Origin of the sequence: Photorhabdus caribbeanensis, from assembly GCF_018448885.1 — a bacterium.
Classification (GTDB): domain Bacteria; phylum Pseudomonadota; class Gammaproteobacteria; order Enterobacterales; family Enterobacteriaceae; genus Photorhabdus; species Photorhabdus caribbeanensis.
The window spans coordinates 43287-64286 of the sequence record NZ_RCWB01000033.1 but is presented as its reverse complement, the minus strand read 5'-3'; the positions used below and the strand labels follow the sequence as shown (position 1 = coordinate 64286).

The window sequence follows — 21000 nt, the reverse complement described above, 5'->3', positions numbered from 1 at the left end:
GGCGAGATTGGTTAAAGATAATACGATATAACTGCTTGTTCATGATTTTTGCTCCAGACAACACTACCCACCGGCAGTTTTGCTATTTGAATTAATACTGCCAATACAGGTTGAATCCGGCTGTGACGGGAGAGGTTGGGAAACCGGCGGGTTCGGGTACAAACAGGAGAACCTCCGCAGGGGGCGGGGCTAATTGCGCCTCCAGGGCTTGCTGACGGGCCTGTTGATGAATGAGTTGTTGATCTGCGATATCGGCGGCTTGACTGCCTGAAACCACGCTACAAAAAACCGTTAAGACTAAAATACTGCTTTTCATTGACTTTCTATTCCACAATGTCGAAACAGTATTAACCACAAATTTAACTTAGCGATCAATGTTTAGGGTTGATTATCAACCGGGCAATTAAAATAGGGGGTTGGTTAAGATATCAGCAAAAACAAGAGGTTATATGACAAGGCAAAAATCAGGCCAATGTGATTATTTTGTAACAGTATTGTATAAAAAATAGATTAATATTAATCATTTAATAATCAACATTAATAATTTCAAATTAATTTTATTGTTTTATTTTTATTATGTGATATGTATCACATTTATAGTGATTGATTTCAGTATTGATTCAAAATGAAATGTGATTCTTATTGTAAATTTGTGATTAAATATTGTCTTTTATGGTTATGTGAGGGGTTAGGGTTATCCATGCCAATCTTGCTTCTTATCTGCCGCTCGCTCTGCCAGAAGATCACTTAACCTAAATCCTTCATAATTATATGGGATAAATAGCATGATTTGTTCGCGTCATTCTCTGTAATTGGAAAGTTGAACGTAGTGGCGATTGGGAAGATGATACGATGTTTGGAGTTTGCAGAGCATGAACTAAATTAGAGGCGCAAATTTACTTTTCTCACCCTATTCACCTTGGGAAAGAAGGGACCAATGAAAATATTAATGTGTTAATCAAGCAATACTTTCCAAAAGGAACCAATTTTAATGAAATCTCTGAGCAGGAAATAGATTTTGTGGTAAACCGATTAAGTAATCGCCCCTGAAACACTCGGGGTAGTAAAACACCCAATGAATTATTTAAAGGAATACGGATATGTTTACTTACAGAGTAACGATATTGCACTTACTATGTAAATATATCCCATGCTATTAACAAGGTCATTTAAACTTACCCACCTTAATAAAAGCCTACTTTTTATTTTAAGAAAAATAACTTCCTCACCAAAGCGATTATAAATTAATTCTAAAATCACATTCAGCAATAATCAGTATATACCCGTCATCTTTCAAGTTGCTTCTTTGTTGGCTGCACTCACTCACCCCGGTCACATAGTTATCTATGTGACCGGGGATTCGCTCCCTTGCCGCCGCGATGCATCTTGAAATCCATAGGATATAGATAGCTCAGTTATTCTCTAACAGAACAATGGACTAAGAAATAATAATAATATGAAATACCCAATTATAGTTATACTGAGGAGGCAATTAACCAAAGAGGAGAATGATAATGAACATATCCCTTGAGTACTTTCAATCTGCAAAATTTGACGGTAATTTATATCTCAAATGTCACGGTGAAATTAGTAACAATACAGAAATAAAATACACCGTAACCAATTTAAATACAAAAGAGATATATGAATGTTATAGTGAAGATAATCAACTCGCCTGCTTGACTTCACTAAAACCCGCAAATTATACAATAGAAACCATCCTTGTTCAGGATGGTAAAACAGTTGCTAAGCTTACACCAGAAAATATAGAAATAAAAGAATCAGACTTCTTGTTTGATATCAATAAGAAAATCGATGAGATAGATAAAAACAAAACTGATAATATCGACATTAACCATATACCACCGAAACAAACACCTGCTAAAGATAACACTATCTCTTTAAAAGGAAATAATGATATCCCAAATAATAATTTGAAATATAATCTTGAGGTTATGTTTTCCCCTGATGGATTAAAAAAATTTGAAATAGAAAAAGATAACTTATTACCTATTTTTAATTCATATAAAAGCGCAATAGAGATAAAACCTGTTTTTAATCAAAAAGATTTAGATAAGAAAGCTTGGAAAACACCAGAATTCAGTAAATTAATTCACCTCTACAAGATAGATGCTGATATTAATCATGCTGATTTAGTTAAGTTAGCCAATGAGCTGGAGAAACTGAATTATGTCGAATTTTGTTCTCTTACGCCGATTTTGAAAGAGCTACCGCCACCGCCTTTACTTCTGTCCAAAGAGGAAACCACAATTCCTGAATTTGATACTACTCATATTGTTACACCTGATTTTTCTCATCTACAGGGATATTTAGACGAACACAACGGTATGAATATTAGAAAAGCCTGGGATGAAGATTATAAAGGCAAAGGCATCACTGTACACCATCTTGATTTTGGCGTTTATAGAAATCATGAAGATTTAGTTGGTAATATTACGGTTATTAACAGCCGCCCAGAAACACAAGATTGTAATCACGGCACAGCAGCCACCGGCTGTATTGCTGCAAAAGATAATGAATTCGGTGTGACGGGTATTGCTCACGAATGTCAATTCCGTTTTTATGACGTCGATGATTTTGATAGAATAATATATAGCTTTTCACCTGGGGATATTATTAGTTTAAATATTCAAACTGTAGCCAATAATAGATATTATCCTTTTACCTACCTTAAATCTAATTGGCAAAGAATAAAAAGTTGTGCTGATGCAGGAGCAATCATTATTTTCGCTTCTGGTAATAGCGGTATTAATTTAGCCTATGACTTCACTTTCCCTAATTATGGCGATCCTGGCGGTATTATGATCGGTGCCTGTACATCAATTAATGGACACCGATTAGGGTTTTCCAATCATAATCTCCATACCAGTTTAAATTCTTGGGGCGAGAATGTCACAACTACTGGGTATACAAACTTACAGAACCTACCAGGAAATAATAGAAATTATACTCGCGGTTATAATGGTACATCCAGTGCTACACCTTTAGTCTCAGGGGCATTAGCACTTATTCAGTCCTATGCTAAATCAAAATATCATAAATATTTTAATTGCACTCAAATAGCGACATTGGTTAGAAGTAGCGGTTTTACAATAGGAGAACTACAAGGAATAGGCTCGCGACCAAATGTCGCAAATGCTTTCAAATTAGTTGATCGTTTGCTTTCTTAATTAAGGTAAATGATTTCAGATTAAAGTAGTGATGTTTTAGCAGGGCCACCCGTTATTCTACGGGGGCCTTATATTAATTAAGTCATTAATGCAATTTTAATCGCGGGCGAATTACACGGTTTATACCGCCAACAAGCATCATCAAGCTAGTTTTGATATATCCATGTAAGGCTACCTGATGCATACGATATAAAGAGATATAGACAGCGCGAGCTACACGCCCTTCTATCATCATTGAACCACGCATCAAATTGCCCATCAAACTACCCACCGTACTGAATTTAGACAATGACACCAATGAGCCATGATCTTTGTAGGTATACTCTTTTAACGGCTTGTCATTCAGCAAAGCAATAATATTACTGTAACAGCAGCTAGCCATTTGATGAGCCGCCTGTGCTCTTGGTGGAACAAAACCCCCTTCCTTCTTCGAGCATGATGCACAGTCACCAATGGCAAAAATATGATCATCAAGTGTCGTTTGCAGCGTTGGCTTCACCACTAGCTGATTAATCCTGTTAGTTTCAAGACCAGCAATATCTTTCATAAAATCAGGTGCTTTGATACCGGCAGCCCATACCATGAGATCAGCTTTAATTAGCTCACCCTCCTTAGTATTCAACCCACGTTCATCAGCACTAGTCACCATAGTTTTGGTTAATACATGAACGCCAAGTTTTGTCAGTTCCTGATGTGCCGCAGCAGAAATACGCGCCGGCAATGCAGGCAAAATTCGCTCTCCTGCTTCGACTAACGTCACATTCAATGCTTCTGAATTCAGCCCTTCAAAACCATAACTGTTAAGCTGTTTTACCGCATTATGCAATTCCGCTGAGAGCTCAACACCTGTCGCACCACCGCCAACGATAGCAATATTAACCTTATCTTGCTGACCACAATTTGCAGAATACTTAAGAAACAGATTCAACATTTCATTATGGAAACGGTGAGCCTGCTGTGGGTTATCCAGGAAGATACAATGCTCTTTCACACCCTGTGTATTAAAATCATTAGATGTACTGCCCAGAGCCATAACCAGAATGTCATAGCTCAATTCACGTTCAGGCACCAGTACTTCGTTATATTCATCCCTGATCTCAGCCAAAGTAATTTTTTTGCTATCACGGTGAATATCAGTCAAGGTCCCTAATTGGAAACTGAAATAGTGGTTACGGGCATGAGCCAAATAACTCAACGCATCAACCCCATCGTCAAGGGAGCCTGTTGCCACTTCATGTAATAACGGCTTCCATAAATGACTTTGGTTACGATCCACCAGCACAATTTCTGCTTTTTTCTTGCGACCTAACTTATGCCCCAGACTGGTTGCCAGCTCCAAACCACCGGCACCTCCACCAATGATAACAATTCTCTTCTTTGGTGTTGTCATGACTACTCCACTAAAATGTAAACCAAATGTTATTTAAGGGCAGTAAAATAATACCCTTAAATAACATTTAGTTTTATATAAATAACCGATGTGATAATTACAGAATATCATGACTGGTTAGTAGGTCATACCAAAATTGAACAACATCAAATTCTTTTGAATAAATAAACATCAATCACAAAATTTGTCAATTTATTTTCAGCCGGTTGGATTCAGCTCTTATTTATTTCATTTTCCTGTTTACATAGGAAATAAAATATGCCTCAAAAAAGATACCTTAAAAAGCCTGATATCAAAGAAATTTCAGGAATGTGACCATGCTATGTACACAAAAAAGCGGGATATTTTCCCGCACAATTAACGCTAAAGGTCATCTATTTGGCAGTAACGCAAATACTTTACAAATTACCGTGCGCAATCCTGCCATTGTTCATACAAATCCGTTAGTGCTTTATTAGCCTGTTGCCAACGTTTTGAATTCTTTAACTCATTCAGGCTGTATTGACCACCTCGATGATACAATTCTGATAATTTCTCCACTTTGGTCAAAGGCAGATTATCAAGCACACTAACCGCGCCATCACGGTTATTACATATCAAAATCATGTCACAACCTGCATTGAGCGCAGTCTGTCCGCGTTCAACGTAACTTCCCATCATCTCCGCCCCCGCCATAGAAAGATCATCGGAAAATATCACGCCATCAAAGCCTAATTGCTGACGCAGCACCGATTTTAACCAGTATGACGACCCGCTGGCTGGATGCTCATCTACCTGAGAATAGATCACATGAGCCGGCATAATCACATCCAACAAATTGCGCTGAATAAAATCACGAAAAATAGACATATCATGATGACAAATAACTTCCAGCGGGCGATCATCACAGGGTGTTTCTTTATGAGAATCAGCATTAACAGCACCATGCCCCGGAAAATGTTTACCCGTCGATTTCATACCAGCAGAATGCATGCCTTTAATAAAGTGCTCCGCCATAACCTTGGCCTGTTCAGGATCTTCATGGAATGAACGTTCACCAATAGCTGCACACTGGTGACCTAAATCCAAAACCGGAGCAAAGCTGATATCGATATCCATAGCAATCATTTCAGACGCCATCAGCCAACCCGCCTCTTCCGCCAATTTAGTGCCACTGAGATTGTCATTCAATCCAGCAAAAGATTGAGCCGCCGGTAAACAAGTGAAACCTTCACGGAAACGCTGAACTCTGCCACCTTCTTGATCAACAGCGATCACAAGACGATGACGGGAAGCCTTACGAATCTGACGCACTAATTCTCGTAATTGCTCAACATCATAAAAATTACGGGTAAACAGAATTAATCCGCCCACTAGTGGATGTTGCAAAATTTCCTTCTCTTCACCATCCAACTCATAACCAACAACATCTAACATGACCGGACCCATAATATTCCTCACTTGTATTTATATATTGCAATCAATGCACAATGCAGTGGTGATAGAAATTTAAAACGTTAGACCAAAAGAGAGACGTAACGGTTGCGCTAATTCTAAAAATTGTGGATCACCACTCTGTCTCCAACGCACTTCAAACCACATCAAAAACATATAATCAACCCAAGGTTGCCAACGTTTAATCTGGCGTTCTAATCGCGTTCGATTCAAGTATCCTGATGGCTGACAACAATAGGCGTTCAAAAAATCCTGCTGCTGCGACTCATCCCAATGATTAGTGCGAAACAGTGTCGCTAGCGCAAACCCAATATCGGTATCAGTTGCATATTCCCAATCAATGAGTTTCAGCCCCCGAGAAGTATTAAGCAAATTACCATAATGCACATCCATATGAGCGGGTGATAATTTTAGTATTGAAGGCATTGGAGACGACATAAAACGTTTATGCAGCCGCAACCAGCGGGGAGTAAGACGCGCTTTATCAATTTGCAACCAGTGGCTTTCTAACTGATGCCGTAGTTGAAGCCGGTACCCAAACAGAGGCTGGTGATGCAAAATAGCCAATAATGCCGCCAATTTTTGCAAAAAATCAGGCTGAGAAAACTCATTTTGCCCAATAACATGACCGGGCAGCCACTCCAACAACAACCAGTGAGAAACCATTGCTATAACTTGCGGAGCAATTTCTATTTGGCTGAGATGGCGCAAAATGGCGCTTTCACGCTGGCGATTAACGCCAAGCCGTTTCCCCTGCTGCCACTGTCTACGACCGACAACATGATATTTACCATTGGTGGCATAATAGCTCTCATTCGTCAGACCGTTTAACGGTCTTATCATCCAATCGCTTACCTCGGTATGCGGCCATTGCCTGCACAATGCCCGCAATAAACAATCATGATTATTTAACGTCACCGTGCCCTGACCAGAGAATCTCACCCGTCTGTACCAGCATCAGTTGCATGACGATATCACGCTTATCACTGTTACCTGAAACTATAGAATAGAGAACATAATCGGCATTCAAATAACGCGCCAGACCAATCGCTTTGCTACGCAATCCCAAACTATCTTCCTCAGATAAGCCTAGAGATTGACGGGCACTTTGCACCTGATTTTGCGGTACTAATTCAAAAACATGTTCGCTACTGAGAGCCTGACACAAAGCATTGGTTGCTTGCATGGTTTGTAATGCACCATTGGTATTATTTTTTACTGTATCAACTAACAGTAGCTTCCCACTTTCCAACCCATGAGCCTTAACTAATTGCTCTACTAATGGCTGCACAGTACCTTCCCAGTCAATCGTGCGCATTTTCGGAGGTTCTGGCACCTTTTCAGATGGCGGCGTCGGTTTTTCCGGTGGGGTCACTGGTACAACCGGCGTCGGAGGTTCAGGCTGCTCCGGTGGCAAGGATGGACATCCAGCCAAAAACATAACCGATAGTGCTACAAAAAGAATTCTTCTCATTAACCTATTCCAATTACAGAGTTTTAAAAAAACAGATAAGCTTTCGCTGTGACAGCAGCAATATATTATCAGTTCAACTCTAATGATAAATTTGCAGCATTTATTAAAAATCGAGATATTCGGGGCCATCTTGGAATAAACATCCCCGAATATCTGCCCATATCCATGAATGTCAGTACTTCACATTGACTTCATCAACAATGGCCCTAAATGGCGACCACCAACCAAATGCATATGAATATGATAAACTTCCTGCCCCGCATGATGGTTACAGTTCATAATCAAACGATATCCATCTTTAGCAATGCCTTCTTGTTCAGCAATTTTTGCTGCAACCGTCATCATTCGCCCTAATGCTGCTTCATGCTCCGGTTTAACATCGTTCACTGTTGGGATCAGAACATTTGGAATAATCAGAATATGGGTCGGTGCTTGTGGAGAAATATCGCGGAATGCAGTGACCAGATCGTCCTGATAAACAATATCAGAAGGTATTTCACGGCGAATAATTTTACTGAAAATAGTTTCTTCTGCCATTACATTTTCCTTTATATTCAAAAAATAACAGATATATGAGCGCCTACAAGCCAAAGATTCAAGTTGATAAATCAAATTTTGTCTACATCAACATGAAATAAATCGCAAAAATTCTGTGTAGTCACTTCTGCCAGCGCCTCAACACTCACACCTTTGAGTACAGCCATATATTCCGCAACATCACGTACATAGGCTGGCTGGTTCTGTTTGCCACGATGAGGCACAGGTGCAAGGTAAGGCGAATCGGTTTCAATCAGAATACGATCCAACGGTACATATCTCGCCGCTTCACGAATCTGCTCTGCATTACGGAAAGTAACAATACCAGAGAATGAGATATAGAAGCCTAAATCCAGTAATTCCCTAGCCGTATCTTTATCTTCCGTAAAACAGTGCAAAACACCACCACATTCTCGCGCCTGTTCTTCACGCAATACCTTTAAAGTATCATCACGGGCACTACGGGTATGAACGATAACCGGCTTGTTAAGTTTGCGTCCGATACGGATATGTTCACGAAATGAGGTTCGCTGTAATTCAGCATTATCCTGTTGATAATAGTAATCTAATCCAGTTTCACCTAGTGCAACAACTTCATTCCCGGCCGCTAAACGCGCCAACTCATCAAAGTCATAACCTTCATCCAGATTAAGTGGATGAATACCGCAGGAAAATACGATATTTTCCCGTTTACCAATTAGCGTTTTCATTTGCTGGAAACCGGGTAGCGTTGTCGCTACTGCCAGCATAAATTTAACCTCCCGATCTGCCGCTTTTGCAACAACATCATCTACATTTTTATGTAGATTTTCATAATCGAGACAATCGAGATGACAATGCGAATCAACTAACAACATATTTAAACTCGTATACAAAAAGATTTCAGGGTTATGAAGTAAACTGTTTTTCCCAATTGAGCAACTGTTCTGCCAATAACAATTCCCAATTTACGCCCACTACTGAAAGCAATTGATGACGACAAGACATCCAATCACCAACGCTTTGCAGCAAAACAGTCATAGTATGCATGGAACTCAATTGATAAATCAGCGTTTGTTGATCCTGATTGATGCAATAACGCTGTACCCGCTGTTGCCACTTCACCGCATCAAGTAACAAACTGATAAGCCAATGAAGACGTTGTGGCGCATTTTCATGATTAAGTTGGGGTAAAAGTGACAAAGCATCACGTTTATCCAAAGCCTGTTTAACAGCCTGGCAAAACTGTTCCCGTATCTGCCATTGCTCCGGTTGCAATAATTGCTCTGCTGCCACAGGGGCCCCCTGAGACAGTTTCAACGCTGTCATTGCATCAACCGAAGAAATTAAAGGCAACTGTTTTTGCAACCAATAAAGGCTGCTTTCCGTCTCGGGTACCGGCAGAAAATAGTAAAAACAGCGGCTGCGTAAAGTTGCCAAAAGGCTGGCGGGCTGCCGACACTCCAGAAGAAAATAGGTATGTTCTGGCGGCTCCTCCAACGTTTTCAATAATGCATTAGCCGCAGCATCTGTCAAACACTCGGTCAAAGGCAACCAGACAATTTTTACCCCGCCTTGCTGAGAACGGCTATAAAGCTTTTCCGTAATCTGCCGTACCGCTTCCACACCAACACTGGTTTTACCCTTCTCCGGAGTCATAATGTGCCAATCAGGATGGGTTTCTGCCATCATCAGGTGACAACTATGACACTTGCCGCAGCTTTTCATCCCCTGCCTATTCTGACACATCAACCACCGACTTAATCCATAGATCAACACATCAGCCCCAGTACCTGCATTAGCATGAACCAATAAAGCGTGATGGCCTCGTCCTTGCTGGTGAGATTCCACCAACTGACGATATGCCTGATTAAGCCACGGATACCAATTCATCAGCCATTTTCCTGCTGCTTTAGCCATTGCTCAAGTACCTGATAAACATCTGCTTGTACTTGCTCTATCGGTTGAACCGCATCAACGGTAACAATACTCTTATCTTGTGCTGCAAACTCCAGGTAACGGCTACGCACACGATTAAAAAAATCCATCGACTCTTTTTCAATTCGGTCTAACTCTCCACGTTCACGGGCACGCAATAGACCAATTTGAGGAGGAAGATCGAGATAAATTGTCAAGTCAGGACGAAAATCACCAAGCACAGTATCACGTAGCGAAGTCATCAAGTTTTTATCAATACCACGCCCTCCCCCTTGATATGCCTGGGAAGAGAGGTCATGACGATCACCCACAACCCATGTACCGCGAGCCAAAGCAGGTTTAATCACATTTTCGACTAATTGAACTCTGGCTGCGTATAACATTAACACCTCTGCTTTATCCGTCAGAGATTCACCTTCAACACCTTGTTTAATTAACCCACGTAACTTTTCTGCCAGTGGTGTTCCACCCGGTTCACGGGTAAAAATTAGATCCTGAATACCGTGCTGCTGCAATATGTCAACGACTGTTTTCATCGCTGACGTTTTTCCTGCACCTTCCAGCCCTTCAATAACAATAAATTTGCCGTTCATTTGTCTTGTTTTAACCTCTGACGGTAAATATTTACCGCCTTATTATGCGCAGCTAGATTGGTCGTAAAAGTATGGCCGCCTTTACCATTCGCCACAAAATAGAGAAATTCAGTTTTTGCCGGGTGGGCAGCCGCTTTTATGGAAGCGAGACCAGGCATCGCAATCGGTGTAGGCGGCAGGCCATTAATCATATAAGTATTGTAGGGCGTTAATGTCGTTAAATCTTTACGAAAAATAGTGCCTGTGTATTTTTCGCCTAAACCATAAATTACGGTCGGGTCAGTTTGAAGCTTCATGTTCAACCGTAAACGATTAATAAATACAGAAGCAACTTTTGTCCGCTCAGCCTCAACACCCGTCTCTTTTTCAATAATCGACGCCATAATCAACATTTCATAAGCATTCTTATAAGGCAGATTTTTGTCGCGCCCTTCCCACTCCTCTTCAAGCGTCATTTTCATCTGTCGATATGCTCGTTTCAGCAATGCCACATCGCTCGTACCTGCCGTATAGTGATAGGTATCAGGATAAAGCCATCCTTCCAAAGTATCTGTATCTTTTATATCGAGTATCTCAGCCAACTCCTGAGCATTTTTATTATCCAATTCATGCTTAAGATATTCAGATTGCTGTAGTATTTTCCACCAATCAGATAAACGGCTACCTTCAACAAAACGGACCGTAAATTGCGCTTCTTTACCACTAGAGAATAATTGCAACATTTCCCGCAACGTCATTTCTCGTGTCAATTGGTAAGTTCCCGCTTTAAACTCGGCAAGTTTTGGCTCCAGTCTTAATAACCAAAGGAAAAGATGACTATCTTTAATCAAGTTATCCCGAACTAGTAACACCTCCAAACCATGACGACCAATACCGGCTGGTAAGGTAAATATTCGATCCTGTTTAATTGTTAGTGTTTGATCCGCAAATTTTTCAACTTTTTTGTAGCCAGCATAGAGTAATATTGCTGCCGTAATGACAATCAAAACCAATAGAGTAAAAAGACTTTTTTTTCGTTTCATCAATTAATCTAATCACTTAAACACATTGTTCACTTAGACACACTATTCATTTAGACACGTTGTGAATTACAACTTCAGACATTCAGGAAGCAAATAATCATACAGCTCCCTTGACTGATATTTCCATGTGGGCTGATTTTCATGAACTTGAATTTCTCTGACAGGTATCACCGGCATTAAAGAATTACAGACTATCACCTCATCTGCATCCGCCAATGTCTCGGGATAGCAGTTTACACAGGAAAAGTAATAATCACTTTCCGATAATAACGTGATTATTCTTCTCCGCATCACCCCTTCGATACCACAGCCTTGTAAATCAGGAGTATACACATCTTTTCCTTTACGCCAGAAAATGTTTGCAGTACAGCATTCAACCAAAAAACCATCAGTATCAAGTACCAAGGCTTCATCAGCATTTGATTTTTCGATAAATGATTTAATCAATACCTGTTCTAATCGGTTAAGGTGTTTAATTCCAGCAAGATAAGGATTTATTCCCATCGGTATCGGACTGAGCACCAGAGATAAACCTTTCTGACGCTGTTTCAAATATTTATCAGGATAAGGATTAAGAGACAAAATCCGATTGGATTGCGTAAAACCCTCAGCACTATAACCACGCCCTCCGGTTCCGCGGGAGATAATAACTTTAAGTACACCTTGTTCAGTTGTGGAAGCAATCTGTTTTATATGGCTTTCAAGCTGTTGCCAATCGGGTTGTGGAAGATATAACCTTTCAACGCCTTTTTGTAATCTTTGGATATGCAGTGGCAATAAAGCAGCCTGCCCCTGTTCTATTTTTATTGTTGTGAAACAACCATCACCAAATTGAACTGAACGATCATTCACTGGTAAATAGTCGCTCCGCTCCTCATTAATCCAATACATATAACTTTATTCTTAATTACTCAAAAAAGGCATTTCAATCAATTTATCAACAGACGGTATCATAGTATATCGCTGACACGAGTGCAAAAATGCCCATGATTCTTGTCACAAAAAAAGCTCCAATAATTATTAACTATTGGAGCTCTCTATTTCGTCGCCTCTCAATATTTACACATTCATACCGAGAGGCTTTCAACAGCAATTTTCTGTAATATCAGGCTTTGTCTGTCAATTAGGTTTACATCTTACGAAAAATCAGTGAGCCGTTAGTACCACCGAAACCGAAAGAGTTACACAATGCATATTCCATCCCCTCTACCTTACGGGACTCATTTGGCACGAAATCCAGACGGCAGTTCTCATCCTGGTTTTCCAGGTTGATAGTTGGCGGAACAAGCTGATCACGCAATGCCAGGATAGTGAAAATAGATTCAACCGCCCCCGCAGCACCCAATAAATGACCCGTCATTGATTTGGTGGAACTCACTAAAACATCAGTGCCTTCACCAAACACCAACTCAACCGCATGGGCTTCCGCTAAATCACCAGCCGGTGTTGAAGTACCGTGAGCATTAATATATCCCACTTGCTTGGTAGTGATACCGGCATCTTTCAGCGCATTTTCCATTGCCAACGCAGCACCTGCACCATTTTCTGGCGGAGACGTCATATGATAAGCATCACTGCTCATGCCAAAGCCAACGATTTCTGCGTAAATTTTCGCACCACGTCTTTTCGCATGCTCATACTCTTCCAGTACCAAGATACCTGCGCCATCCCCCAGAACAAAGCCATCGCGGTCTTTATCCCACGGACGACTTGCACTTTGTGGATTATCATTACGGGTAGATAAAGCACGGGCAGCGCCAAAACCACCAACCCCTAGAGGAGTACTGGCTTTTTCCGCACCACCTGCCAGCATAATGTCAGCATCATTATAAGCAATAATACGGGCAGCATGACCAATATTATGTACACCTGATGTACATGCTGTAGCGATAGAAATGCTTGGACCACGCAAGCCGTAAATAATACTCAGATGACCTGCTACCATGTTTACGATCGTAGAAGGTACGAAGAATGGGCTGATCTTACGAGGACCACTCGCCACCAATGCTCCGTGATTTTCTTCAATCAGACCCAAACCACCAATACCAGAACCAATAGCAGCACCAAAACGACTAGCATTGGCTTCTGTTACTTCAATTCCGGAATCTTCAATGGCTTGCACACCTGCTGCAATACCATATTGAATGAAGTCATCCATTTTTCGTGCATCCTTGCGCGAAATATTGAAATCTTCATGATTAAAATCTTTAACCAGACCAGCAAACTTAGTTGCATGGTGACTGGTGTCAAAATGGTCAATAAGGCTGATACCACTCTGTCCGGCACAAACAGCTTTCCAAGAAGATTCTGCTGTATTACCGACAGGAGATAACATGCCTAGTCCGGTCACAACTACTCGACGCTTAGACACGCTTATCCTCCAGGGAGGGAAATTATTTAGGGCAGAAACATAGGCGGTCGAATGACCGCCTAGGTGTGTTCACTTATTCGCTTTGGTTCTGGACGTAATCAATAGCTGCCTGAACTGTAGTGATCTTTTCTGCTTCTTCATCTGGAATTTCGATATCGAACTCTTCTTCCAGAGCCATTACCAGTTCAACTGTGTCAAGAGAATCAGCGCCCAAGTCATCTACAAAAGAAGCTGAATTAACAACCTCTTCCTCTTTAACACCAAGTTGTTCAACGATGATTTTTTTAACGCGTTCTTCAATAGTGCTCATGCTATTAAATTTCCTATCAAAATTCGCTTTCGCGATGGTTTTCGTAGTTTATAAAATACAGGAAAAGATGCAACCCAATCCCGGCTGGTCGAACCACAAACTTGCACTATTTTGCGTTATTTGACACAAAAAATGCAACTGGTTCGCTCATTTTTTAGTTCATGTACATGCCGCCATTGACATGTAATGTTTCGCCTGTGATGTAAGCCGCTTCATCAGAAGCAAAGAAAGCCACAGCACTAGCAATTTCTTTTACATCCCCAAGCCGCTTAGCGGGGATATCTTTCGAAAAGTTCGCCAACTGTTCCTCTGGCAACGCTTTTAGCATATCAGTTTCAATAAGCCCTGGCGCAACAACGTTAACAGTAATACCGCGGGAAATCACTTCGCGAGCCAATGTTTTACTGAAACCAACAAGACCTGCTTTCGCCGCTGCATAGCTTGCCTGCCCAGTGTTCCCCATCGATCCCACAACAGAGCCAATAGAGATGATGCGGCCATAACGTTTTTTTATCATGAAGCGCATTGCCGCTTTTGTCATACGGAAAACGGATGAAAGATTAGTGTCAATAACATGCTGCCACTCATCATCCTTTATGCGCATCACTAGGTTATCACCTGTGATACCCGCATTATTCACTAAAATGTCAAGCCCACCCCACTCTGTTCGGATGGTAGACATAAGTTGTTCAATCGATTCGGGATCAGTGACATCCAGTACAAAACCTTTACCTTTTTCACCAAGGTAAGCACTGATGACTTCAGCACCCTTTTCGCTTGTTGCTGTACCAATGATATAGGCTCCACGCTCTGCTAATAGTTCAGCAGTTGCACGGCCGATCCCACGGCTAGCTCCTGTTACTAATGCAATCTTTCCGTCTAATCTCATATTGTTCCTCAATTATTTTCCAATGCAGTTACTAGTGAAGCTGTGTCATTAACTGCTGCTGCACTTAAGGTATTGACAATTCGTTTAGTTAAACCTGTCAAAACTCTACCTGGCCCTACTTCTAATAGCCGCCCGACACCCTGTCCAGCAATAAATTCAACTGTTTCTGTCCAACGGACAGGGTTATAGAGTTGTCGTACCAGTGCATCACGGATAGCTTCAGCAGATTGTTCTATTTCCACATCAACATTATTTACCACCGGGAACTGAGGATGGCTAAATTCAATCCCTTCTAAAACAACTGCCAGCTTATCTGCGGCGGGTTTCATCAGTGCACAATGCGACGGTACACTGACTGCCAAAGGCAGCGCACGTTTCGCACCTGCGGCTTTACATGCATCGCCAGCACGCTCTACCGCCTCTTTCTCACCGGCAATAACAACCTGACCAGGTGAGTTAAAGTTAACAGGGGAAACAACTTGCCCCTGAGCTGCTTCTTTACAGGCACGATCAATGGATTCATTATCTAAACCGATAATAACATACATTGCACCAACACCTTCAGGTACAGCTTCTTGCATCAATTTGCCACGCAGTTCAACAAGTCTGATTGCTTGTTTGAAATCAATGACACCTGCACAAACCAGTGCAGAATATTCACCAAGGCTATGTCCAGCCATTAGTGATGGCGCATTTCCACCTTTTTCCTGCCAAACCCGCCAAATAGCAACTGACGCTGCCAACAATGCGGGTTGAGTTTGCCATGTTTTGTTCAGTTCTTCTTCAGGCCCTTGTTGAACCAGTGCCCAAAGATCATATCCCAGTACATCAGATGCTTCAGCAAAAGTTTGCTCGACAACCGGGAACGCCGTAGCCAAATCGGCCAACATACCAAGGTCTTGAGAACCCTGACCAGGAAATACCATTGCAAATTCAGACATAGACATGTTCATCTTCCTGTCAAATTAAAAACGTATCAGTGCTGAACCCCAAGTAAGGCCACCACCAAAAGCCTCAATTAAGATTAACTGACCACGCTTAATCCGGCCATCACGCACTGCTTCATCAAATGCTGTGGGTACCGATGCCGCAGAAGTATTACCGTAACGATCTAGCGTTACCACTACTTTATCCATTGTCATGTTTAATTTTTTAGCTGTCGCTGCGATAATACGCAAATTAGCCTGATGAGGCACCAGCCAATCCAACTCACTATACGGCAAGTTATTTGCTTCTAAAGTCTCATCAACTATGTTAGCCAATTCACGAACTGCAATCTTAAATACTTCATTACCGATCATACTAGCATACGCTGGTTCTTTTAGATTCTGACGCTCCTGATAAGGCAATACCAACAATTCACCATAGCTACCGTTTGCATGAAGGTGAGTTGAAAGAATTCCTGGCTCATCAGAAGCCCCTACCACCATAGCGCCTGCACCATCGCCAAACAGGACAAGTGTTCCGCGATCTTCTGGATCAAGTGTTCTGGTAATAGAATCAGAACCAATAACCAATGCATGTTTTGCCACACCGGTTCTAATAAACTTATCAGCAATACTCAGTGCATAAACAAAACCAGAACAAGCGGCAGAAATATCAAAAGCCGCTGAATTTTGGGTACCCAACATGTGCTGAATTTGGCACGCAGAACTGGGGAAAGCATGGGTGGATGAAGCTGTTGCAACAATGATTAAATCAATCTGATCTTTATCAATGCCCGACATTTCAATTGCTTTCTTGGCGGCCCGAAACCCCATAACCGCAACGGTTTCATCATCAGTAGCAATACGACGTTCGCGGACACCTGTACGGGTAACAATCCACTCATCAGAAGTATCTACCATTTTTTCTAAATCAGCATTAGTACGCACTTGCGCAGGCAGATAACTACCTGTACCTAAAATTTTTGTATACATGTATGTTCAGTCACTCTTGGGTAATGCTGTTTCCAGGCGTGCAGCAATTCTATCAGGAACCTGCCTTTCAACGGCCTGAACAGCCTGTTCGATTGCGGCTTTAAACGCATGCTCATTAGCCGCCCCATGGCTTTTGATTACAATTCCATATAATCCTAACAGACATGCGCCATTATACTGGTCAGGGTTCAGGTGACCGAAGCGTTTTGTCATCCGTTTTTGCAACCACTTCTTGACTATTTTCGACAACCAGGAAAATTTTTTCTTTTGTCCATCCGATGATTTAAGCAGGGATAAGATAACTCTGATCGCCCCTTCCATCGTTTTTAACGTCACGTTACCTGCGAAGCCGTCACATACCAGTACATCACTCTTACCTGTCAGTAATTCATCACCTTCCAGATAACCAATGTAATTTATTGTCGGAATGCTCTTTAAAATGGTGGCGGCTTCGCGGATATTATCCAGCCCTTTACTCTCTTCTGTACCAATGTTAAGCAATGCTACCGCGGGATTAACTACTCCCACGACTTCCTCGGCCATTACTGAACCCATAATGGCGAATTGTACCAACATGCGGCTATCGCAATTAACATTGGCGCCTAAATCCAATACAACCGTTTCCCGCTGCTTCAAGTTTGGCAACACGGTCATTAAAGCAGGTCTTTCAATGCCTTCTATAGATTTTAGCATCAATTTAGATAACCCCATCAATACTCCAGTATTTCCTGCACTGATACACGCCTGCGCTTCACCTGATTTTACTAAATCCAGGGCAATACGCATTGACGTTCCTCGGCTGTTGCGAATCGCTTGCGATGGTTTCGCATCATTAGCCACAACCCGTTCAGCAGGAATCACTTGTAAACGACTGAGCAACTCAGCATCACTATTTACAAGCATCGGAGAAATGATATCGGGGATCCCGACCAGCAATAATTTAAGTCTAGGGTTAGACGCCAGTGCCTGCAATGCAGCAGGCACCGTAACGCGAGGACCAAAGTCCCCGCTCATGGCATCTAACGCTAAAGTCAGATTAGTCAAGGTATTAACTTGCTAATGACTGGCGGAGATTATTTGTTGATGACTTTGCGGCCACGGTAGTAGCCATCAGCAGTCACATGGTGACGCAGGTGAGTTTCACCAGAAGTTTTATCTACAGACAGTAATGGTGCAGTCAGTGCATCATGAGAACGACGCATACCACGTTTAGAACGAGTTGGTTTATTCTGTTGTACGGCCATTGACCTTACTCCTTAAGTACTTTTCTTTAAGCTGGCTAATACGGCAAATGGGTTTGGTTTTTCAGCCTCTAGAGGTAATTCACCAAACACCATTTCCGCCTCGGACACTTCACAGTGTTCAGAATCATGTACCGGAACCACCGGCAGAGAAAGAATTATTTCATCTTCAATCATTGCCAGCAAATCTATTTCGCCAAATTCGTTAACGTCAATTGGCTCATACTCTTCCGGTAATGCTTCAGCCTGTTCATCATTGACGACCGGGCTAAAACAATATGTTATGTGAACGTGATGGCTGAAATTACCGCCACAACGCTGGCATTCAAGCGTAACATCCACATCGGAATGCCCACGCACAACCGCCAGACGTTGGTTATCTATCTGAAACGATAAAACGCTGTCTACATCATTGTCCACGCTAACCACAGATTCCGCGATACGCAAAACTTGCTCAGGTGAATAACTACCTGCGTAGTCTAATCGTTTCTGAGCTGCGCGAAGCGCATCAATGGTTAGGGGTAATTTTACCTTTTGCATAAGGCGCGCATATTATCTTTGTAATGAGATATAGTCAAAGAAAAAGGCCACACATCTGCACCTTTCCGCCAAATATTCGCTTATTAAGCTGTGCCTAGTTTAAAATGCCTGCAATTATTTCGCCATGTCTTTTGGAAAAATTATGACACAAATCATTTTAGCTTCCACCTCAGCTTACCGCCGCATGTTACTGGAAAAACTTCGTTTACCCTTTATATGCGCGGCTCCTGATACTGATGAAACACCTCGAATGAATGAAAATGCAGAACAGCTCGTCATGCGTTTGGCACAAGCTAAGGCACAGGCGTTACAAGCAAAATATTCTCAGCATTTGATTATTGGTTCTGATCAGGTTTGCGTTATTAATGGCGAAATTACCGGCAAACCCCACAGTTTTGAAAATGCATTTAAACAATTACGGCAAGCCAGTGGTCATTGCGTCACCTTTTATACCGGTATTTCTCTCTTCAACAGTAAAACAGGAATAGTCGATACCCGTTGTGAATTATTCAATGTCTATTTTAGAGAACTAACTGATGATGAAATCTGGGCTTATTTAACCGCGGAAAACCCCCTTAATTGTGCCGGAAGCTTTAAAAGCGAAGGATTAGGAATTACTTTATTTGAACGACTTGAAGGGAAAGATCCGAATACGCTAATCGGTTTACCATTAATTACATTGACTGAATTATTAATCCGCCAGGGGGTAAACCCTCTGACGGAGAGATAGGTTAATTATTGTGATTTTGACGTAGCGTTTTTATACAATAGCGCAACTGCTCATCCATCGGCGCTTCAAGACGTAATGTCTCCCCTGTCGAAGGATGAGTAAATTTTAGCGCACAGGCATGCAAAAATAGGCGATTTAGACCCGTATCTGACAATTGCGAATCAAAAACCTTATCGCCATAACGATCATCAAAAGCGATCGGATGCCCAGCATATTGGGTATGAACGCGGATTTGATGAGTCCGACCTGTTACAGGGCTGGCTTTCACTAACGTTGCATTGGTAAAACGCTCTTCTACTTTAAAACGCGTTTCAGAAGGTTTACCTTCACTGCTCACCTTAACAATCCGCTCACCACTTTGCAGGATATTTTTCAGCAATGGAGCCTGAACGACTTTACAATGTGATTGCCATTGTCCTCGTACTAAAGCCAGATAGTCTTTCTGCATCTGTTTGAGTCGTAATTGCTCGTGCAATGCGCGTAAAGTTGAGCGTTTTTTAGCAATTAGTAGAATTCCTGAAGTATCACGATCCAAACGATGCACCAATTCAAGGAATTTTGCTTCCGGACGCAAAACCCGTAGCCCTTCAATAACGCCAAAACTTAAGCCACTGCCGCCATGAACCGCCGTACCGGAAGGTTTATTAAGCACCAGGATGTGGTCATCTTCGTATAAGATACAATCGCCTAATACAGCAACTTTATCCAATTTAGCTGAAACCGGCGCTTCTTGTCGTTCTGCAACCCGAACCGGCGGAATTCTGACGATATCCCCCGCAAACAATTTATACTCAGGTTTTACCCTGCCTTTGTTTACCCGAACCTCGCCTTTACGCACAATCCGGTAAATCATGCTCTTAGGAACCCCTTTCAAACGCGCTAATAAAAAATTATCAACACGCTGTCCGGCCTCATCGTCATCAATAGTGACAAATTGTACAATTTGATTATTCGTTTTCATGATAGCAATTTTAATTACCACTCAAGCAGAGTGCTACTCATTTTTAAATATGCGTAAAAATCACGCATACTTTCTGGCTGTTACCTTTCCTACTTTAAGATAAAGATTAAATATTAACTATTTCTTCCTATTTCATCAGAAAAACCGCTTAAAGACATAAAGTCACCTTGCTATCACCCCAACAGCAATGGAATAATACGTAGCCACCATCAGTTTTTTAATCCTGAATGGCGAAGTTAAACGTTTGTTCTTTATTTGATTGCACAAAAACGCAGCAATGGCGTAAGACGTACTGGGAAATCAAATAATTAGCGGGCTACGGGTAGCAGATTACTGGAATTGGATCAAATCCGCTTCATTTATATTTGCAGATTATTCCTAGAAAAGGGTACTGTTTTCTAAGTGAAAATTCAGACCTGCCGAAAATATGCGTCTCTATACAAACGACAACCGGGAGGTTGACGGATTTGTAAAAGACACG

Annotated in this window: 22 protein-coding genes and 1 pseudogene; 3 read left to right on the top strand and 20 right to left on the bottom strand. The window is 41.7% G+C overall.

Annotation, left to right across the window (positions count from 1 at the left end):
- Positions 1–91: 91 nt before the first annotated feature.
- A complete protein-coding gene (locus EAE90_RS18650) occupies positions 92–316 on the bottom strand; it encodes a hypothetical protein (protein ID WP_214054742.1) in 225 nt (74 codons plus the stop codon).
- Between the two features lie 563 nt (positions 317–879).
- Here EAE90_RS18650 and EAE90_RS18645 point away from each other — a divergent pair.
- Together EAE90_RS18645 and EAE90_RS18640 are read left to right on the top strand one after the other, a co-directional pair.
- Positions 880–1119 (top strand): annotated as a pseudogene (locus EAE90_RS18645) (IS30 family transposase); the annotation flags it as partial.
- A 395-nt stretch (positions 1120–1514) separates the two neighbouring features.
- A complete protein-coding gene (locus EAE90_RS18640) occupies positions 1515–3191 on the top strand; it encodes a S8 family peptidase (protein WP_214054741.1) in 1677 nt (558 codons plus the stop codon).
- 85 nt (positions 3192–3276) lie between these two features.
- On the opposite strand, the gene EAE90_RS18635 is transcribed toward EAE90_RS18640, so the two are convergent.
- The 18 genes from EAE90_RS18635 to yceD all read right to left on the bottom strand — a co-directional run bounded on the left by EAE90_RS18635 (position 3277) and on the right by yceD (position 18828).
- The gene (locus EAE90_RS18635) at positions 3277–4581 is read right to left on the bottom strand and encodes an NAD(P)/FAD-dependent oxidoreductase (RefSeq protein ID WP_214054740.1); all 1305 of its coding nucleotides are present in this window, start codon (positions 4579–4581) and stop codon (positions 3277–3279) included.
- Positions 4582–4986: 405 nt separating this feature from the next.
- Entirely contained in the window at positions 4987–6009 is a 1023-nt protein-coding gene (nagZ, locus tag EAE90_RS18630; RefSeq protein ID WP_214054739.1) for a beta-N-acetylhexosaminidase, read from the bottom strand.
- A 60-nt stretch (positions 6010–6069) separates the two neighbouring features.
- Entirely contained in the window at positions 6070–6858 is a 789-nt protein-coding gene (thiK, locus tag EAE90_RS18625) for a thiamine kinase (RefSeq protein WP_246550932.1), read from the bottom strand.
- 61 nt (positions 6859–6919) lie between these two features.
- Complete coding sequence (lpoB, locus tag EAE90_RS18620; RefSeq protein ID WP_214054737.1) at positions 6920–7489, bottom strand: penicillin-binding protein activator LpoB; 570 nt, start codon at positions 7487–7489, stop codon at positions 6920–6922.
- 180 nt (positions 7490–7669) lie between these two features.
- Complete coding sequence (gene hinT / locus EAE90_RS18615) at positions 7670–8026, bottom strand: purine nucleoside phosphoramidase (protein WP_214054736.1); 357 nt, start codon at positions 8024–8026, stop codon at positions 7670–7672.
- 71 nt (positions 8027–8097) lie between these two features.
- Positions 8098–8883 carry a metal-dependent hydrolase gene (locus EAE90_RS18610; protein WP_214054735.1) on the bottom strand — a complete coding sequence of 262 codons (786 nt, stop codon included), beginning with the start codon at positions 8881–8883 and terminating at the stop codon, positions 8098–8100.
- A gap of 31 nt (positions 8884–8914) precedes the next feature.
- Positions 8915–9898 (bottom strand): DNA polymerase III subunit delta', encoded by a 984-nt coding sequence (gene holB, locus EAE90_RS18605; protein WP_214054746.1) that lies wholly within the window; start codon positions 9896–9898, stop codon positions 8915–8917.
- A complete protein-coding gene (gene tmk / locus EAE90_RS18600; RefSeq protein ID WP_214054734.1) occupies positions 9898–10536 on the bottom strand; it encodes a dTMP kinase in 639 nt (212 codons plus the stop codon). The genes holB and tmk overlap by 1 nt, the downstream gene beginning before the upstream one ends.
- On the bottom strand, positions 10533–11558 hold the full coding sequence (mltG, locus tag EAE90_RS18595; protein WP_214054733.1) for an endolytic transglycosylase MltG: 1026 nt from the start codon (positions 11556–11558) through the stop codon (positions 10533–10535). Before mltG ends, tmk begins: the two co-directional genes overlap by 4 nt.
- A 66-nt stretch (positions 11559–11624) precedes the next feature.
- The gene (gene pabC, locus EAE90_RS18590) at positions 11625–12449 is read right to left on the bottom strand and encodes an aminodeoxychorismate lyase (RefSeq protein ID WP_214054732.1); all 825 of its coding nucleotides are present in this window, start codon (positions 12447–12449) and stop codon (positions 11625–11627) included.
- Positions 12450–12687: 238 nt separating this feature from the next.
- Positions 12688–13929 carry a beta-ketoacyl-ACP synthase II gene (gene fabF / locus EAE90_RS18585; RefSeq protein WP_214054731.1) on the bottom strand — a complete coding sequence of 414 codons (1242 nt, stop codon included), beginning with the start codon at positions 13927–13929 and terminating at the stop codon, positions 12688–12690.
- Positions 13930–14002: 73 nt separating this feature from the next.
- Positions 14003–14239, bottom strand: coding sequence for an acyl carrier protein (gene acpP / locus EAE90_RS18580; RefSeq protein WP_011147052.1), 237 nt, complete (start codon positions 14237–14239; stop codon positions 14003–14005).
- A gap of 154 nt (positions 14240–14393) precedes the next feature.
- Positions 14394–15128, bottom strand: coding sequence for a 3-oxoacyl-ACP reductase FabG (gene fabG / locus EAE90_RS18575; protein ID WP_214054730.1), 735 nt, complete (start codon positions 15126–15128; stop codon positions 14394–14396).
- An 8-nt stretch (positions 15129–15136) separates the two neighbouring features.
- Entirely contained in the window at positions 15137–16069 is a 933-nt protein-coding gene (fabD, locus tag EAE90_RS18570; RefSeq protein WP_214054745.1) for an ACP S-malonyltransferase, read from the bottom strand.
- 24 nt (positions 16070–16093) lie between these two features.
- The gene (locus EAE90_RS18565; RefSeq protein WP_214054729.1) at positions 16094–17047 is read right to left on the bottom strand and encodes a beta-ketoacyl-ACP synthase III; all 954 of its coding nucleotides are present in this window, start codon (positions 17045–17047) and stop codon (positions 16094–16096) included.
- A 6-nt stretch (positions 17048–17053) separates the two neighbouring features.
- On the bottom strand, positions 17054–18091 hold the full coding sequence (plsX, locus tag EAE90_RS18560; protein ID WP_214054728.1) for a phosphate acyltransferase PlsX: 1038 nt from the start codon (positions 18089–18091) through the stop codon (positions 17054–17056).
- Positions 18092–18120: 29 nt separating this feature from the next.
- Complete coding sequence (rpmF, locus tag EAE90_RS18555; RefSeq protein WP_011147057.1) at positions 18121–18291, bottom strand: 50S ribosomal protein L32; 171 nt, start codon at positions 18289–18291, stop codon at positions 18121–18123.
- A gap of 12 nt (positions 18292–18303) precedes the next feature.
- Positions 18304–18828, bottom strand: a complete 525-nt coding sequence (gene yceD / locus EAE90_RS18550; RefSeq protein WP_214054727.1) for a 23S rRNA accumulation protein YceD — start codon at positions 18826–18828, stop codon at positions 18304–18306.
- Positions 18829–18970: 142 nt separating this feature from the next.
- On the opposite strand from yceD, the gene EAE90_RS18545 reads away from it, so the two are divergent.
- The gene (locus EAE90_RS18545) at positions 18971–19558 is read left to right on the top strand and encodes a Maf family protein (RefSeq protein ID WP_214054726.1); all 588 of its coding nucleotides are present in this window, start codon (positions 18971–18973) and stop codon (positions 19556–19558) included.
- A gap of 1 nt (position 19559) precedes the next feature.
- Here the strand turns inward: EAE90_RS18545 and rluC are convergent, their stop codons facing one another.
- Positions 19560–20519, bottom strand: coding sequence for a 23S rRNA pseudouridine(955/2504/2580) synthase RluC (rluC, locus tag EAE90_RS18540; protein WP_214054725.1), 960 nt, complete (start codon positions 20517–20519; stop codon positions 19560–19562).
- Positions 20520–21000: the final 481 nt, after the last annotated feature.